Here is a 17,622-nt window from a genome sequence, read left to right on the forward strand (position 1 = left end):
CAGAGGAGATCGCTTTGAGTCAGACCGCATCCACCTTGCTAATTGGTACCCGTGGCAGCCTGTTGGCCACCACACAGTCCGGCCACGTTCGTGATTGGCTGGCGGCCAATGGCTTTGCCTCCGAGCTGCACATCGTCACCACCCACGGAGACGTCAACATGGCTCCCGTCGAGCGCATCGGTGTCGGCGTGTTTACCCAGGCCCTGCGCGAGGCCCTCGAAGCGGGCGAGTGCGACATCGCGGTCCACTCCTTCAAGGACCTTCCCACCGAGCCGGATCCTCGCTTCCACCTGGTTGTGCCGGTGCGTGCCGACGCCCGCGACTGTCTCGTGGCCCGGGATGAATTAACCCTGTCGGAACTGCCCATTGGTGCCAAGGTGGGCACCGGCGCACCGCGGCGGATCTCCCAGCTCAAGGCGCTGCGCCCCGATCTGGAGATCGTGCCTTTACGTGGCAACATCGACACGCGCATGGGGAAGGTGACAAGCGGCGAGCTCGACGCCGTGGTCCTAGCCTTTGCCGGGCTTTCTCGCGTCGGGCGCGGCGACGAAGCCACCGAGGTCTTTGACCCCAGCCAGGTCGTGCCCGCGCCCGCTCAAGGCGCACTCGCCATCGAGTGCCGTGCCGACGACGAACGCGCCCGCGCCGCCATCGACTCCATCGCCGATGCGATCGCTTTCGCACAGGCCCAGGCAGAGCGCGTCGTGCTCAACCGCCTGGAGGCGGGCTGTACCGCCCCGGTTGCAGCGCACTCCTTCGTCAACGAGGAAGGCGAGCTTGTGGCAGAGGCCACCGTCGTCGCCCTCGATGGCTCCCAGGCAGTGCGTGAGACCGCGACCGGACGAGTCGAGGACTGCGTTGCCGTGGGTGAAAAGCTTGCGCAGACGCTCATCGAGATGGGGGCTACGGACATCCTTGGCGCGACCACGTAGCGGTGAAGGCTGAAGGCCCGGCTGCCCCTCGATCCGCTGACCGACATAAGTGCACGACCCTATTCAAGAAGGCCGCGGTGGATTCTTCCCACCGCGGCCTTGGCCTACATTTGGCGACTGAGCAGATCAAACGGTCTCTGCGTACACCTCAGTACACTGAGTACCTTACGTACACTACGTACCCTGCGTACCCTGTTTGCAGTCGATCCAGGGTGGGAAGCAAAAGTATGTTTCCCGGATGCAGGCCGCGGTGACCGGGAGTGTGCCCGGCGCCGGCAATGGCGCGCGGCATTGTCCACCCCTTTTGGGGGAAGCTGGAATTATATGCGGTGAGCGACTCAGGGAATTTTCGATTGCCAAAAACTCGACGCAGGAGAAGCGTCGCCGCAAGCGGCCGGGTGCTTGTGGCGGCCTGAGAATCTACCTTGGTGGTCTGTTATGCGAAAAAGTCCAGCTTAAGGCGTGCATATTCTCTTCAAGGGGAATGGTTGGCGCTACAGGTTTCCACTTGTGCGAGAAGATGCGCACGCACGGGGGTGGGCGGCGATGGGAGGGTTGAGGGATATTACCACCACCGGTGTGGTGGTCGGCTTCAGCCCCCGGTTTTTTATATGGGGCGAACTCAATTATGGTGTATTACCACACGCTTTCAGCGCCCTGTGCACGGGGTCGGCATCGCGCAGATGTTGCGATATCGGACCACGTGGACACAAGGGCGCGGTTTTTGTGTTGTGCCAGCCAACGAGTCTGTGGCGGTGGAGGAGTCCGTCCGCCCGCATATTCGTGGCAGGTCATGACATAAGGGCTGGTGGGATAACCGAATAGGCAATGCGTGCAGGCTGGGGTCTTCGTGAGTTGTAATGGCCACGATCCTGGACCTGGTTGTGTGACCAGTTTTTCGATGCCTGCGCGGCGAATAGACACATACGCGATGCCCCTTCGGCGTAGCGCATATTCCGTGTGAACCGTCTTACCCCTCGGGGTGCGGCGAAGAAGGGATGAGCGTGTGCCCAGGGAGCTAGAAAACGGGTTTTTGACATTTATGAGCTCTAACGAGGTCGAATTGACCACCGCCCCTTCGGGAAAGGTGATTTTCGTCGGCGCAGGTCCCGGTAATCCGGACCTGCTGACCGTCCGCGCCCGCGAGGTGCTCAGCATGCATGCCCTCGCCGTGGTGGATGCCGATATCCTCCCCGGCGTGCGCAGCATTATCGCCGCGGAGCTTCCGGTCCCGGCCGATAAGATGAAGGCCTACGAGCAGGAGTATGAGCGGCTGTGTGACCAGGCCCGCCAGGCCGGGGCGCGTCGTAAGCCTGCCAAGCCCGAGCCGCCGACGGCCGCCGAGATTACCGATGTCGACGAGGACGAGCCGGTAGCACAGATCGTGGACATCGTCGAACATCTCGCCGCAACCGGCGAGGATGTCATTCGTCTCGTGCAGGGCAACCCGCTTTCCGACGATCGCACGCTCGCAGAGATCACCGAGGTCCAAGAGCGCGGGCTGTCCTTCCATATCGTTCCAGGCATGTCGCTGCCCGCTACGGTTCCGGCGTTTGCAGGTATTGCCTTGGGCTCGACGTACACTGAAATCGCCATCAATGGCGAGGAGGTCGATTGGGATCAGCTCGCGAGCTCTCCCATGCCTTTGGTCTTGGAGACCACCAAGGACAGGTTGGGCGAAATCTCCGCTGAGCTGTTGGCCCGCAACATGCCAACAACCACCCCAGTGACCGTGACCGCACACGGCACCACGCGCCTGCAGCGCTCCTACGACGTCACCCTGCGCACCTTGGCGAAGCTCGATGCCGATCTCAACGGAAAGCTGGTGGTAACGGTGGGTACCAGCGTCGATGAACGCTTCAAGTATTCCTGGTGGGAGTCGCGTCCGCTGTTTGGATGGCGCGTGCTGGTACCGCGCGCCAAGGAACAAGCCGGTCCGATGTCGACCCGCCTGGCCACCCACGGTGCCATCCCCCAGGAGGTGCCCACGATCTCCGTGGAGCCACCGCGTAACCCGGCGCAGATGGAAAAGGCCATCAAGGGCATCGTCGAGGGCCGCTACCAGTGGGTCGTACTCACCAGCGTCAATGCGGTGCGTGCCGTGTGGGACAAGATCACGCAGTTCGGTCTGGATTCGCGTGCCTTCGCCGGCGTACGCATCGCCGCGGTGGGAACCAAGACGGCCAACGCGATCCGCGAGCTGGGGATTACCCCGGAACTCTTGCCACCGCGGCACCGCCAAAACGCCCAAGGGCTCGTCGACGTCTTCCCGGAGTACGTTGAGGAGCTCGATCCCGTCGGTCGCGTGCTGCTGCCGCGCGCCGACATCGCCACCGACGTGTTGGTAGACGGCATCGCGGCCCTTGGCTGGGAGGTCGAGGACGTGGTGGTCTACCGCACGGTGCGCGCGGCTCCGCCGAGCGCCGAGATCCGCGACATGATTAAGTCCGGCGGATTCGATGCTGCATGCTTTACCTCGGCCTCAACGGTACGCAACCTGGTGGGTATCGCGGGCAAGCCGCATTCCCGCACGATCATTGCGTGCATCGGCCCGATGACGAAGGCGGCGGCCGAGGAGCTTGGCCTGCGCGTTGATGTCGTGCCTGAGGTCGCCGACGTTCCTCATCTCGTCGATGCGCTGGCTGCGCACGTCGCAAAGCTGCGCGCAGCAGGCCAGTTGCCGCCGCCACGCAAGAAGCGCCGCGCCCGAAAGAAGGCCGCGGACGAGCTTGCGGAGCTGGCCACCAACGACAAGGACGCTAAGGAAACAGACGCGGTAGCTGAAGTGGCCGAGGCCCCCGCAGCGGCTATGCCTGCCGAGCCTGCCACCAGCGCGACTCCGGATTCCGTTGCGGGTGTGGCCAGCGAATAAGCTGCGACGCGGGAGTTGGCACGGGCAGCAGTATGCACAACGGGCGGCGATGCCGCCGGTGCAGCCCCGCCACCACACGCGCGGAAGGAAGAGTAAGTTGTGAAGGAGGTTCCACCGGCAACGGCGGGCCTCCTTTTTCAGTTGTTAGTTCTTTAAGCTCGAGTTGCACCTCGCGGTGCTCCAGCCCGAGGCCGAGACAGCCACGCCAGTGGCTTGCGGTCCCAGGTAGTGGCGCGGGTGACAGTGGGTTTTAATTTATGAAAAGCTTTCGCAGCACGAGGAGTCTAGGTAGGCAATGAACGCACACAAAACGCCGCAGGAGTACCACAACGTGGGAATGCGCAGGCCGCGCAGGCTGCGCACCTCACCGGCTATGCGCAAGCTCGTCTCGGAGACCACGCTGTCCCCGAAGGACTTTATCCTGCCCATGTTTATTGCCGAAGGCATCGACACCCCGCGCGAGATCCCTTCCATGCCGGGGGTGTTCAATCACACCATGGACTCCCTGATCAGGGCAGTACACGAGGCAGTGGATCTGGGAATTGTGTGCATCGACCTCTTCGGGGTGCCGCTGGATAGCAAGAAAGACCCCACCGGCTCCCAGGCCTGTGACCCCGAGGGCATCCTCAACAAGGGACTTGCGGCCTTGCGTGCGGAGTTCGGCGACGAGGTCATGATCATGGCAGATACTTGCCTCGATGAGTTCACCGATCACGGGCACTGTGGAGTGTTGAGCACCGATCCCTTCGGCACGACCATCGTCGACAACGACGCCACCTTGCCGCTGTACCAGAAGATGGCGGTGGCTCAGGCTCGGGCAGGCGCCCACATCGTCAGCCCCTCGGGCATGATGGACGGTCAGATCGCCGCCATCCGTGAAGCGCTCGACGAGACCGGATTTCAGGACGTGGCCATTATGGCCTACTCCGCGAAGTACGCCTCCGCATTCTATGGTCCATTCCGTGACGCCGTCGGCTCCTCCCTCCAAGGCGATCGCCGCACCTACCAGCAAGACCCTGCGAACTTCCGCGAGTCCCTGCTCGAGGTCGAGCTCGATATCGAGGAAGGCGCAGACTTCGTCATGGTCAAGCCGGCAATGCCGTACCTGGATGTGCTGGCCGAGGTCGCCGCCACCAGCCCAGTGCCGGTGGCCGCCTACCAGGTCTCCGGCGAGTATGCGATGCTGCATGCCGCTGGCGCCAACGGCTGGCTGGATCTCGATACGGTTATGATGGAATCTCTCACGTCCATCAAACGTGCCGGTGCGGATCAGATCCTTACCTATTTTGCGGTCGAGGCCGCAAGGAAGCTACGCGGCGCCTAGCCCCGTGGTAGCAAGCCACCCCCCCTTTATCCCATCAATGAAGAGGAAGTCGTCTCCACTGCGATGAGCAATCACCAAGGAACCGGAACCCCTCCGGCTACAGGCTTAGCCCCTGAGAATGTCCCTGTCGCCGGTGCGCCTGCCTCCCTCCAGCAAGCCAAGATGCTGTGGCTTGTGGCGGTTGTCATCGAAGTGATCCACCAAGCACTGAGCGTGGTGATGACTTTCCTGAATAAGGAACAGGCGGTCAGTCAGGTCAAAGACTCCCTGCCCGCGGGGCAAGACTATACGGACCAGATGATCAACGCATCGGTGATAGCCGCCGCCATTGGTGCGTTGGTGATCACGCTGCTGATCCTGGGGGTTGTGGTCTATTTCGTCCTGCGCCTTGCCCAGGCGGGGAAGAAGGCGATCACGGCGCAGAAAGTCTTAACCTACTTCGCCGTGTATTTCGTGCTGCGCGCCTTCCTGCTATTTCTCGCAAGCCCCACGTCAGACCTGCCGATCGCGCTGTATGCCACCGATGGGATCCTGCAGATCATCGTCGCCGCACTTGCCGCAGTGGCAGCGGTGATCGCGATGAATAAGGAATCGGCGGACTGGCTGGACAAGCAAGTAGCACCATAGGCGACAGGTGAGCGTCGGAAAGCGTAATAGGTAGCAGGCGGGGGAGCGCGACGGGGCAGGATGTCGTTGCCAACAAGCGCGCAATTCGCCATACAATGTGCATACTGATAGAACTATGTTTCGCAGATAGTTAAGGATGGCTAACAATAGCCCCTTGGCGCACATTTGCCACGGACGTTCTGGCAAGCCCCGAGCAGCCCCCGCATCACCGAAGGACCACTATGCCAAGCATGTTCCCCTCGCCCCACCGCGGCGACGCACGCGCGAATGCGAATGGAAACGGCGCCCCATCCGATCCAATAACCAAGCCTCGCACGCTGACCATCGCCTACTACCTCGCGGTTGCCTCGGCCATCGTCTTAATTTTCAGCGGCCTCGTGCTTTTTACCACCGAGGCCCCAGTGGGGGCGGACGTGCACGTCGTCGATGCGGTGTCGGGCAACCTGCGGTTTATGGCCATTGTCAACATCCTGGGCGGGCTCATGATCGCGGCGCTGGCCTCCCAATTCCAGCACGCGGGCAAGGTCACCAGGAGAGTGTATCTTGGCATCGCCGTGCTTATCGTGGCGCTCAACCTCATTGCCGTTATGCTGCGGCTGGGCGGGTGGGTGCTCATGATTGTGGCATTGATGATTGCGCTTTCGGCCATGGCCTATTTCCAGCCCGCCGTCAGCAACTACCTTGATAGCAAGGCGAAGGCCTAAGGTTAACAACCATGACCGGCAGTGTGAATCGAGGCGGAGACACCCCGCGAGAGGCTGCGTGGGAAGAAACAGGCGCCGGTCTCGACACGGGAAGGGCCGAAGAACCCACGGACATAGCAGACTCGGGGCAACCCTTAGGCGATGACCTCGAGGAGGAGCTCACCGAGGTCATCGATGATGCCAAGACTGCCGCCGCGCGTGCCGGGGTAGACACCGGCACTATGCTGGCCGTCAACTCCGAGTTCAGCAGGAACGCCCTCGACGGGCGCGAGGACTATCCCGGCGAGGGCAAGACCTCCTTCGCCTTTGAGCTGCACAATCTGCCCAGCGCGTCCAGTATCGGGGAGGTAGAAGACGCCCTCAACGAGCTTGACGACGTCGACGTGCGCATCGTGTACCCAACCTCCATGGCCTGGGTCACCGCCGGTCGCGCGGTGGATCCGACCATCATCGTCGACCGGTTCCAGGACTTCGGAATCCATGCCAGCCTCACCGACTCCTCCCTGCGCCGCCGCCTGGCGTGGTCAGATGTCGAGGAGCGCCGCTATGGGCGCAGCGTTCGCCGGCATCATCGGCGCACCCGAGCCATCGGCATGTCCGGACGCCTGCGCCGCCAGATCGAGGAGGAAGAGCGCGCCAATGAGTTGGCCCGCCAGTCCGGATTCATGGACCGCGGCAAGGTGGTGCGCACCACACCCACCGCCCCGGCGGAGGTGCTGTTTACCGCCCGCGCCCTGCTGACCAAGGAACGCTTCATCGTCGCCCTGCTGTTTAGCTTGCCCGTGCTGTTGGTCAGTTATTTCCCGCAGCTCCAGTTCGACTACTGGCAGTGGACGCTCATCTTCCTCTCGGCACCGGTGGTGTTCTACTCCGCCTGGCCTTTCCACCGCGCGATGCTCGGCGGCGTGCGCCGACACACCTCCGCGCTGGATGCGGCGAGCTCAGTGGCGGTGCTGTTGGCCTGGGCTTGGTCGGTGGCGATGATCGTGTTCACCGATGTCGGCGATCCCACGCATCGTTCGAACCCCCAGTGGGTCTCCCTTGACCCCACCCGCTTCGAGGATGGAGCCCTGTTCTTCGACGTCGCCTGCGGCATGACCGTGCTGCTCGTGGGCGGTCGGTTGTTTAGCTTGAAGACTCGGGCAAGCTACCTCGAGCAGCTTTCGCGCTATAAACTCGATCCGGGAACCCTAGTGACCGTGGTGCGCAAGAACCGCAAGACAGGCGAGGTCAAGCAGGTTGATATCCCGATCCAAAAACTCAACGTCGGCGATGACATTCTGGTCGAACCAGGTGAGATCATCCCCGTTGACGGCACGGTGATCGGCGGTTCCTCGGTCATTGATGCCACCGCGCTAGGCATTTCGCCGTACACGGCCAAGGTGCATTCCAAGGTCTATGCGGGCTGCATCAACGAAACCAAGAGGTTGAAGATCCGCGTTCACAACACCGGGCACCGGACCTGGCTGGCGGCGATCTATAGGTGGGTGCGCGCAGCCGCCCGCCATCAAAACGAATCCGACGGCCTCGCCATCAAAACCGCCTCGTTCCTCGTGCCCACCTCGCTAATCATCGCGGCGGCGGACTTTGCCATGTGGGCGCTGATCACCAACAACCTCAACCAGGCCTTCGCCACCGCGCTGGCGGTACTCGGATGTGTGGCGCCGGTGGCCTTGGCGGTTTCGGCTTCGCTGGCCACGAGGTTGGGTATCGAGAACGCTGCGCGCCGGGGCGTGCTTATCAATGAGGCCGAGGACGTTCACGCCCTCGATCAGATCGAGGCCGTCATCTTCAACCGTGTGGGAACCTTGTCGGCCGGTGAGATGGTGGTGGAAACCGTCACCGCTGACCGTGGCGAAGACCCCGACCTGGTGATCCGCGTGGCCGGTGCCGTGGCCATGGAGTCCGATCACCCGGTGTCACGGGCGTTGGTTCGTGCCGCCCGCGAGTCGCGCGATAAGGCCGCCGACAAGTCCATTCCTTCCTGGATCGAGGCCTCGCACTTTCGCTTCGATGAAGATGGCAACTTCCACGCGATGATCGAGCTTCCCATCACCAACCCAAGCGGTGAGACGGAAAAACGTACCGTGGAGGCGCTGCTGTGGCGCCCGCGCAACCTGTCCCAACTCGACGGCCGCCTGGCGGCGGCTGCCGTGTCCGGTGGCACGCCCATTGTCGTGCGCTGGAAGGGCAAGGACCGCGGGGTGATCACCCTCTATGACCACGCCAAGGATGACGCGAATGAGGCCGTCGACGAGCTGGAATCGATGGGTATTGAAACCATGATGCTCAGCCGTGATACCTACCCGGTGGCGCGGCGCTATGGTGACTACGTGGGCGTGTCCCACGTGCTGGCTGGCATTCAACCCGGTGACAAGCCACAGGCGGTGCGCTCAGTGCGCTCGCATGGTGTCAACATTGCGATGGTGGGCGATACCTCGGTCAACGCCTGCTTCCGCGTGGCTAACCTGGGCATTCTCATCGGCGCCATGGATACGATCGATAACCCTAGCGCGCTGGATCATCCGCAGTCGGACATTGTCTTGTTGGAGGGCAACGTCGCCCCGATCCCGTGGTTGTTTAAGTTCGGGCGCAAGCTGACCCGCCTGATCCGCTACAACATGGCCTTCGCCTGGGCCTATAACGTCGTGGCGATCATCGCGGCCTGCGCCGGGGTGCTGCATCCGATGATCGCCACCGTGGCGATGCTCGGCTCCTCGCTGGTGATCGAATTCCGCTCGAAGATCGCAAGCAACTACTAAGCAGCCCCATCGCTAGAAGCGGCGCCGGAAGCCGGGCGGAAGCACTAGCATTTTCAGGCATAGGGCAATCGCGCGCGGCTAGCGCGAAACCCTTCTTGAGACCTGCTCAACCGAACGGTTGAGCGGCATGGGGTAAGAAAGTGGGAAAAATTAGGCACGGCTTGCTTTCCTTTGCCCTTGAAAGGGGGCAAGATGGAACCCATGACTGTCAAGCGCCGAAGCCTTAGCAATGCCCCTCTCATCGACGCTGCGCAAGGGCGTACTCCCAGCCGCCGACCGGTGTGGTTCATGCGCCAAGCAGGGCGTTCGCTGCCCGAATATCGGGAAGTACGCGCGGGGATCGGCATGCTCGACTCCTGCTTCATGCCCGAGCTGCTCGCGGAAATCACCCTCCAGCCGGTGCGCCGCCACGATGTGGATGCCGCCATCTTGTTCTCCGACATTGTGGTTCCGCTCAAGGCTGCGGGGGTAGGGGTAGAGATCGTCGCCGGGCGCGGCCCGGTCATGGATCACGCCATTACCTCCCGTGCGGATGTCGACGCACTGCCCATCCTCGAAGACGAGGTCACGGAAGTTTCCGACGGCATTGGCACCATCCTCGAGGAGCTCAGCGATACGCAGGCACTCATTGGCTTCGCCGGGGCACCGTTTACCCTAGCCAGCTACCTGGTGGAGGGTGGTCCCTCCAAGAATCATGAAAAGACCAAGGCCATGATGCATGCTGACCCAGACACCTGGCATGCGCTCATGCGCAGGCTTACCCCGACCGTGATCCGGTTCCTGCGCACACAGATCGACGCAGGAATCGACGCCTTGCAGCTATTCGACTCGTGGGCTGGCTTCCTCACCGAGCGCGACTACCGCGAGCACGTGTTGCCGTACTCCACCGAGATCCTGCAGGCGATCGGCGACGCGGGTATCCCTCGCATTCACTTCGGCGTGGGCACCGGGGAGCTACTCGGTGCCATGAGCGAGGCGGGAAGTGAGGTCATGGGCGTGGACTGGCGCGTGCCACTGGATAAGGCCGCCTCCCGCATCGCGGCAGCAAGTGGACCGAAGGTGCTTCAGGGCAACCTGGATCCGGCCATGCTCTTTGCCGGTGACGACGTTGTGGCCAAGGAGGTCGCGCGCATCTGCGGCGAGGCCGATGCCGCCATCGGCGCAGGCAATGCCCGCGGCCACATCTTCAACCTCGGGCACGGCGTGCTCCCGCACACCCAGCCGGAAGCTATCACCCGCGCGGCGGAGATTATTCACCAGCACTAGGGTCATCGCTTCGCGGAAAGCCTCGTTCGGCGGACTTATTCTTATATATCGAAACGGCGGACACCCCGCCCGCCCATGCCAAGAAAGAAGGGACGCGCATCGTGCGTATCGCAATCATCGGAGCCGGGTTGGCGGGTCTGACCGCAGCCTATGAGATTCACCAGGCTGATCCCAGCGTTGAAGTCGAGGTCTTCGAGGCATCCGACCGCATCGGTGGCAAGCTATTTACCGTCCCCTTCGAGTCCGGCCCCATCGACATGGGTGCGGAGGCCTACCTCGCTTTCCGTAAGGATGCTACCGAATTCTTCGAATCGCTCGGCCTCAAGGACTCCCTGCGCGCCCCGAGTGGATTGCCGTCTTTGTTGTACGCCGGTGGCACGCTTAACCCCATGCCCGCCCACACGGCGATGGGCATCCCCGCTTCCGGTGCCGGACTCGAAGGGCTCATCAGCAAAGAGTCCATCGAGGCCATCGACAAGGAGTCTGAGCGTGAGGCCATCGAATGGGGCGAAGGCGACGTTTCGCTCGGTGCGCTCGTGCGCGAGCGCTATGGCGACGACGTAGTCGACCGCGTCGTCTCCGCCCTCCAGGGTGGGGTGTATTCCGCGTCCTCGGATGACCTAGGAGTGCGTGCGACGCTGCCGGAGCTCGCCCGCACCTTCGACGCGATGGCTGCGGAAGGAGAAAAGGTCACGCTCTCGGGCGCTGTCAACCGCATCCTGGACCAGCGCGCCGTCCGCAACGCGGCACACGCGGAGAAGATCCCCGGCTACAAGCCACAGGTGTTCGCCTCCTTCGCCGGTGGCTACGCGGAAATGTACGAGGCGTTGGCGGAACAATCCGGCGCCACCATCCACATCGACGCCTTCATCTCACAGGTCACCAAGACTAAGGGCGGCTACCAGCTCAAAGGCGCTGAGGGAACCTTCGACAAGGTGCTGTTTGCCACCCCGGCACCGACCACGGCGATGCTTATTAAGTCCGTGGTGCCGGATGCCGTAGCCCCGTTGAAGGAGATCAAGCTAGCAAGCTCCGTGGTGGTGGGCATGAAGTTTGACGATGCCGCCGGACTGCCGGACAACTCCGGCATCCTCGTCGCCATGGATGAGACCTCCGTGCGCGCGAAGGCTTTTACGTTTAGCTCCAAGAAGTGGCCGCACCTGGGCGAGCGGGGCGGGGCCATCGTGCGCGCCTCCTTCGGGCGCTTTGGCGATGATGCCATCACCCGCGCCGAGGAAGACGACCTGGTGGACTACGCCCTCGATGACCTACAGACCATCACCGGCTTCGATGGCCGGGCTGCGGGGCTTTCCGAGATCTACGTGCAGCGTTGGTTCGGCGGCCTGCCCGTGTATGGCCCCGGCCACCTCGAGACCGTAGCCACAATCCGCGCGGCCATCGATGCCAACCCCGACATCGATGTGGCTGGCGCCTGGGTCGCTGGGGTGGGGGTGCCCGCCATCATCGCGGACGCCCGCGCCACAGCCCACCGTGTCCTCGGCGCGTAGCTGGCACACCGTACTGGCACAGCAACGCTTACACCCCGCGGCGCTGCATACGTCGTGAAGCACCTGCCTGGGACACCGCAAAGTAAAAATGCCGCCGCGCCCCCACCACGCAGGGCGTGCGGGGTGCACCGCCAGGGTGCAGCGACAGCCTGGCGAAAAGCGCGCTGACCGACCGCTGAGCGACCGGTGAATGCGCTCCGTTGCGCTGTGGCGACGGCGCTCTTGTACACAGTTTCTACACCCGGATGCGACATTTCGGAGGTGCCCAACTTTAGTTTGAGGGGATGTCCCCTACAATAGTCGGCATGACTTCTACGCCCACTTCCTCCAATGTCGCAAACTCGCACGCGCTTTTTGAGCGCGCTCAAAAGCTCATTCCTGGCGGTGTGAACTCCCCGGTGCGCGCCTTCGGCTCCGTGGGCGGGCAGGCCCGCTTCATCGCCTCGGCGAAGGGCTCCAAGCTCTACGACGTCGACGGCAACGAGTACGTCGACCTCGTGTGCTCCTGGGGTCCGATGCTTCTAGGCAACGCCCGCTCGGAGATCGTGGAGGCCGTGGCCAAGGCCGCGGAGAAGGGGCTTAGCTACGGCGCGCCCACCGAGGCCGAACTGGAGCTGGCCGAGATGATCATCGACCGAACCAGTGTGGAAGAAGTCCGCATGGTCAACTCCGGCACCGAGGCCACCATGTCCGCAGTGCGCCTAGCCCGCGGCTTTACCGGACGCCCGAAGATTATCAAGTTCGCCGGCTGCTACCACGGGCACGTCGACGCGCTGCTGGCTTCGGCCGGATCCGGCGTGGCCACCTTCGCCCTGCCGGACTCCCCGGGTGTGACCGGTGCCTCGGCCGCCGACACCATCGTCGTGCCGTATAACGACATCGAGGCCGTGCGCGCGGCCTTTGCCGAGAACCCGGGGCAGATCGCCTGCATCATCGCCGAGGCAGCGGCGGGCAACATGGGCACGGTAGCCCCCATCAACGACTTCAACGCGCAGCTCAAGCAGGTCGCGCACGACAACGGCGCGCTGCTGATCCTCGACGAGGTCATGACCGGCTTTCGCACCTCCTACAACGGCTGGTACGGCGTGGACCAGGTCGCGGGCGATCTCACCACCTTCGGCAAGGTCATCTCCGGCGGCCTGCCCGCCGCGGCCTTCGGCGGCCGCCGCGACATCATGAACCACCTGGCACCCGTGGGCCCGGTCTACCAGGCGGGCACCCTGTCCGGAAACCCGGTTGCGATGGCGGCGGGAAAGAAATCCCTCGAGCTTGCGACCCCGGAGGTCTACGACATCGTCCGCGCCAACGCCGACCGCGTCGCCGGCCTCATCAGCGCCGCACTCGAGCGCGAGGGCGTGGCCCACCACATCCAGCGTGCCGCCACGTTCTTCTCCGTGCGCTTCGCCGAGGGAGAAGGGCACAACTTCGAGGACATGTTGGGTGCCGATACCTTCCGTTACCCGCCGTTCTTCCACGCCCTGCTCGACAACGGCATCTACACCGCGCCGAGCGTATTCGAGACTTGGTTCGTCTCCTCCGCGCTGACCGATGATGACTTCGAACGCATCGAAAAGGCGCTGGTCCCGGCCGCAAAGGCAGCAGCGGCAGCTCGTTCACAGGTTGGCAGTGTTTAATAAGCCTTTAATAATTGCGGTTGGTTTATTCACGCTTGCCGACGCCTACGGATTCAAGCAGAAAGGGAACGTGTGAGCACCACGATCGTGCACCTCGTGCGCCACGGTGAGGTCTTTAACCCAGAGCGCATCCTCTACGGGCGCCTGCCCGACTACCACCTGTCCGACCGCGGACAGGAGATGGCCCAGGCCACGGCAGCCTCATTTCAGGGGCACGACGTGGCAATCGTGCGTAGCTCCCCGCTCGAACGCGCCCAGGAAACCGCAGCGCCCATCGCGAAGGTCACGGGGCACGAGGTAGGCATCGACGTCGACCTGCTGGAGGCAGGCAACCGCTACGAGGGCCTGCACGTCAAAGGCCTACGCTCCCAACTGTGGAATCCGGTGCGCTGGCCGTTGATGTATAACCCCACCCTGCCCAGCTGGGGCGAGCACTACACCGACATCGTCGAACGCATGATGGCCGCGGTGGAGTCTGCGCGCCGGGCGGCAGAAGGCCACGAGGCTATCCTGGTCAGCCACCAGCTACCCATCGTCTGCGTCCAGCGCCATGTCCAAGGAAAGCCGTTGGCGCACAATCCCGCAGCCCGCCAATGCAACCTAGCGAGCGTGAGCTCACTGGTGTTTCGTGGGCGCGACATCATCGACTACGTCTATACCGAACCGGCTCAGGAGAGCTAGAGGACAGATGGTTTCCCGTACTATTTCCACCACCAAACGCATGCTGGCGGTATCCCTGATCGCCACCGCCTCCTTGACGCTTGCGGCCTGTAGCTCCGATCAAACCGCAGGCCAGGACGCTGTCGCCATTGGCGGCACCTTCGAGTTCTACTCGCCCGACGGCAAGCAGGAGATCTTCTACGACGAGGCTGATCGTCGACCGATCAGCAACATCTCCGGCGAATCCCTCATGGAGGAGGGAAAAACGATAGCCCTGGATGACTTCAAGGATCAGGTCGTGGTTCTCAATGCGTGGGGTCAATGGTGCGCGCCGTGCCGCTCCGAGTCCGACGATCTCCAGGAAGTCCACGAATATCTCTCGCAGCACGGCGGCACGCTGCTGGGTATTAACGTCCGTGACTATAGCGCGGAGATCTCCCGCGACTTCGTCAAAGACAATGGTATTACCTACCCCAGCATCTACGACCCGCCTTTCAAGACGGCAGCCTCGCTAGGCGGTGTCCCGGCATCGGTGGTTCCCACCACCATCGTCTTGGACAAGCAGCACCGCCCGGCGGCGGTGTTCCTGCGTGAGATCACCGCCCAAGACCTGCTTGATGTCGTCGAGCCCTTGGTGGCCTCATGACGATCCTGGCAAGCGGAGTAGGAGGGCAGGTCGCCGACGTGGCGGCCAACGGTCCGCTGTTGTTGGGAATCCTCGCCGCGGCATTGGCGGGGCTGGTTTCCTTTGCCAGCCCCTGCGTTGTCCCACTCGTGCCCGGCTATATCTCTTATCTGGCCGGAGTGGTCGGCGCGGAGGTTGAGTATGGCGAGAAGGGTCCGCAAGTGGCCCGCTCCCAGCGCTGGCGGGTGGGCGGGGCCGCCCTGCTTTTCATCCTCGGGTTTACCGTGGTGTTCCTTCTGGCCACCGTATCCGTATTCGGCCTTATCAGCGCGCTGACGTTGAATGCGGAAACACTCATGCGGGTCGGTGGGGTGGTCACCATCCTCATGGGATTGGTGTTCATGGGGGCGGTGCCGTTCCTGCAAAACACCAAGCGCTTTTCCCCGAAGCGATGGTCGACCTGGCTGGGCGCGCCGCTGCTCGGCGGGGTGTTCGCCCTGGGGTGGACGCCGTGTCTGGGCCCCACCCTCGCCGCGATCATCTCCATCTCCGCCGGTACCCAGGGCATGACCGCAGCCCGCGGAGTGTTCCTGATCGTCGGCTACTGCTTGGGGCTCGGTCTGCCTTTCCTCATCGTTGCGCTGGGTTCCGCGCGCGCCATGGCTGGCGTGGGCGCCCTCGGGCGCCATTCCCGCATGATCCAAATCATCGGCGGTGTGGCGCTCATCTTGGTGGGGCTTGCCCTCGTGACCGGATTGTGGGCCGAATTTATCAACTGGGTTCGCCAATGGACAGTGGAGTACGGCTCCACCTTGATCTAATTGCTTGTCTCGCTGCAGGGTTTCCTGAAAGCGAGCCGGGCAAAAGCACATACTTCTTGATTTAAGAACAGATGAAAGCGTCATTGTGAAAGTCATTCGAATGGTCGTCCGCGCGTTGAATAAGGCGTGGCACTGGCTTACCTCCATGCGCACCGCGCTGGTGTTGCTTTTCCTGCTCGCCTTAGGAGCCATCCCTGGTGCGCTCTTGCCACAGCGTTCGCTGAATGAGACCAAGGTGGACGAGTACATTGCCAACAATGGCAAGCTCGCAGAGATCTACGACACGCTGCAGCTTTTCGACGTTTTCAGCTCCACGTGGTTCAACGCCATCTTCGTGTTGCTGTTTGTCTCGCTTGTGGGATGTATCATCCCGCGTTCCTGGGATCACTACAAGGCGATGAGGACCCCGCCGGTACGCGCGCCGAAGAACCTGGCGCGTCTGCCACTGAACGGCGAGGGAAGCGTGGACAAGCCCCTAGCCGAGGTGGAGGCGGACGTTCGCACGGCGCTGAAGAAGTGGCATGTGGCCGAGTACACCCCGGAGGAGGACCGCGCCGGGGCGCGCTCCTTTGCCGCCGAGCGCGGCTACCTGCGCGAGTTCTTCAACCTCACCTTCCACCTGGGGCTGACGGGCATGCTGGTGGCGATCGCCATCGGCCGGGTTTTCTCCTACGAGGGCCAGGTCATCGTGGTGGCCTCCGACAAGGAGGGAATGAATACCGAGTTCTGCAATACCGCGACCGCCAACTATGACTCCTTCCGGGCCGGCGTGAACTTCGACGGTACGGGGCTGCACCCCTTCTGCTTCGAGGTGCACAGCTTCGAGGCCGATTACCTTCCCAACGGCCAGGCGGAGATGTTCCGTTCGGAGATTTCCTACGCCGAGGGCGAGGACATCAACTCCGACCCGAGTACCTGGCAGGACTACACCCTTGAGGTCAACCACCCGCTGCGCATCGCGGGCGATCGCGTGTACCTCCAGGGCCACGGCTTCGCGCCGACCTTCACCGTGACCTGGCCTAACGGCGAGTCCCGCACGCAGACCGTCCAATGGCGCCCCGATGACCCGACCTTCTTCCTGTCCTCCGGTGCCATGCGCTTCGATCCGCCGGCCGGCATGTACCCTGATCTGTATGAGCGCCGCCAGCACCAGCTTGCAATCCAGGGCCTGTTCGCCCCGACCGCACAGTGGGATGGCGAAAACGGTGAGCTGCTTTCCTCCAGCTACCCCGCGATGACCGACCCCGCGGTGGCCATCGATATCTACCGTGGTGACAACGGCCTCGACACTGGCGTGGGTCAGGGCCTGTTTAGCCTGGACACGTCCTTGCTGCACTCCGGCGCGCTGCAAAAACTCGAACGCACGAACCTCTCCGTGGGCGAGTCCATCACCTTGGACGACGGCACGGTGATCACCTTCGACGGCGCCGAGGAATTCGCCAACTATCAGATCAGTCACGACCCCTCGCAGGTGTGGGTCTTGGCTATGACGCTTATCGCCCTGGGCTCGCTGGTCGGATCCCTGGTGATCAAGCGCCGCCGCGTGTGGGTGCGCCTGCGCCCGGTATCTGACACCGTCACCTATGTGGAGACCGGCGCGCTTGCTCGCACCGACCGCGCGGGCTGGGGCGAGGAATACGAGCGGATCCATCGTCGCATTCTGGGGCTGCCGGACCCAGATGACGACGAGGACTGATCGGGGGCGGGTAAGTCTGCTTCTTATGTCCGGTTGACTTCTTTTAAGGGGGTAGCGTCCGCGCGCAGCCGCAGTCCCCGATTTTCCGACAGTGTGTCGGAAAATATCGCTAAGATGGAAAAAGGCGCGGGCGGTGAACGGTTTCAGCCACCGTGGTCGTGGCGGTGCTCGTCGGAAAGCTCCGCTATCGC

12 protein-coding genes and 1 pseudogene are annotated in these 17,622 nt (G+C 63.0%); all 13 read left to right on the forward strand.

All coding sequences use genetic code 11. From position 1 onward, the window contains the following. The first annotated feature begins 14 nt into the window (after positions 1-14). Positions 15-932, forward strand: a complete 918-nt coding sequence (gene hemC, locus PAB09_RS01800) for a hydroxymethylbilane synthase (protein ID WP_271034395.1) — start codon at positions 15-17, stop codon at positions 930-932. 1,042 nt (positions 933-1,974) lie between these two features. Further along, a pseudogene (locus tag PAB09_RS01805) lies at positions 1,975-3,645 on the forward strand (uroporphyrinogen-III synthase); the annotation flags it as partial. A gap of 496 nt (positions 3,646-4,141) precedes the next feature. Next, positions 4,142-5,128 carry a porphobilinogen synthase gene (gene hemB, locus PAB09_RS01810; RefSeq protein WP_442873728.1) on the forward strand — a complete coding sequence of 329 codons (987 nt, stop codon included), beginning with the start codon at positions 4,142-4,144 and terminating at the stop codon, positions 5,126-5,128. A gap of 63 nt (positions 5,129-5,191) precedes the next feature. Beyond that, entirely contained in the window at positions 5,192-5,755 is a 564-nt protein-coding gene (locus PAB09_RS01815; RefSeq protein ID WP_271034397.1) for a hypothetical protein, read from the forward strand. Positions 5,756-5,976: 221 nt separating this feature from the next. Beyond that, positions 5,977-6,459: a hypothetical protein gene (locus PAB09_RS01820; RefSeq protein WP_271034398.1), complete on the forward strand. Its 483-nt coding sequence runs from the start codon at positions 5,977-5,979 to the stop codon at positions 6,457-6,459. A gap of 407 nt (positions 6,460-6,866) precedes the next feature. Then, complete coding sequence (locus PAB09_RS01825; protein ID WP_271035239.1) at positions 6,867-9,221, forward strand: heavy metal translocating P-type ATPase; 2,355 nt, start codon at positions 6,867-6,869, stop codon at positions 9,219-9,221. A gap of 192 nt (positions 9,222-9,413) precedes the next feature. After that, positions 9,414-10,487: a uroporphyrinogen decarboxylase gene (hemE, locus tag PAB09_RS01830; RefSeq protein WP_271034399.1), complete on the forward strand. Its 1,074-nt coding sequence runs from the start codon at positions 9,414-9,416 to the stop codon at positions 10,485-10,487. A gap of 101 nt (positions 10,488-10,588) precedes the next feature. Further along, positions 10,589-11,995 carry a protoporphyrinogen oxidase gene (locus PAB09_RS01835; protein WP_271034400.1) on the forward strand — a complete coding sequence of 469 codons (1,407 nt, stop codon included), beginning with the start codon at positions 10,589-10,591 and terminating at the stop codon, positions 11,993-11,995. Between the two features lie 305 nt (positions 11,996-12,300). Then, positions 12,301-13,629, forward strand: coding sequence for a glutamate-1-semialdehyde 2,1-aminomutase (gene hemL, locus PAB09_RS01840; protein WP_271034401.1), 1,329 nt, complete (start codon positions 12,301-12,303; stop codon positions 13,627-13,629). Positions 13,630-13,701: 72 nt separating this feature from the next. After that, on the forward strand, positions 13,702-14,310 hold the full coding sequence (locus PAB09_RS01845; protein ID WP_271034402.1) for a histidine phosphatase family protein: 609 nt from the start codon (positions 13,702-13,704) through the stop codon (positions 14,308-14,310). 40 nt (positions 14,311-14,350) lie between these two features. Next, positions 14,351-14,935 carry a TlpA family protein disulfide reductase gene (locus PAB09_RS01850; protein ID WP_442873729.1) on the forward strand — a complete coding sequence of 195 codons (585 nt, stop codon included), beginning with the start codon at positions 14,351-14,353 and terminating at the stop codon, positions 14,933-14,935. Further along, on the forward strand, positions 14,932-15,735 hold the full coding sequence (locus PAB09_RS01855) for a cytochrome c biogenesis CcdA family protein (protein ID WP_271034404.1): 804 nt from the start codon (positions 14,932-14,934) through the stop codon (positions 15,733-15,735). The genes PAB09_RS01850 and PAB09_RS01855 overlap by 4 nt, the downstream gene beginning before the upstream one ends. Positions 15,736-15,835: 100 nt before the next feature. Further along, positions 15,836-17,431 (forward strand): cytochrome c biogenesis protein ResB, encoded by a 1,596-nt coding sequence (locus PAB09_RS01860; protein ID WP_271035240.1) that lies wholly within the window; start codon positions 15,836-15,838, stop codon positions 17,429-17,431. The last annotated feature ends 191 nt before the right edge of the window (positions 17,432-17,622 follow it).

Origin of the sequence: Corynebacterium sp. SCR221107, assembly GCF_027886475.1 — a bacterium.
In the GTDB taxonomy this organism is placed as follows: Bacteria; Actinomycetota; Actinomycetes; order Mycobacteriales; family Mycobacteriaceae; genus Corynebacterium.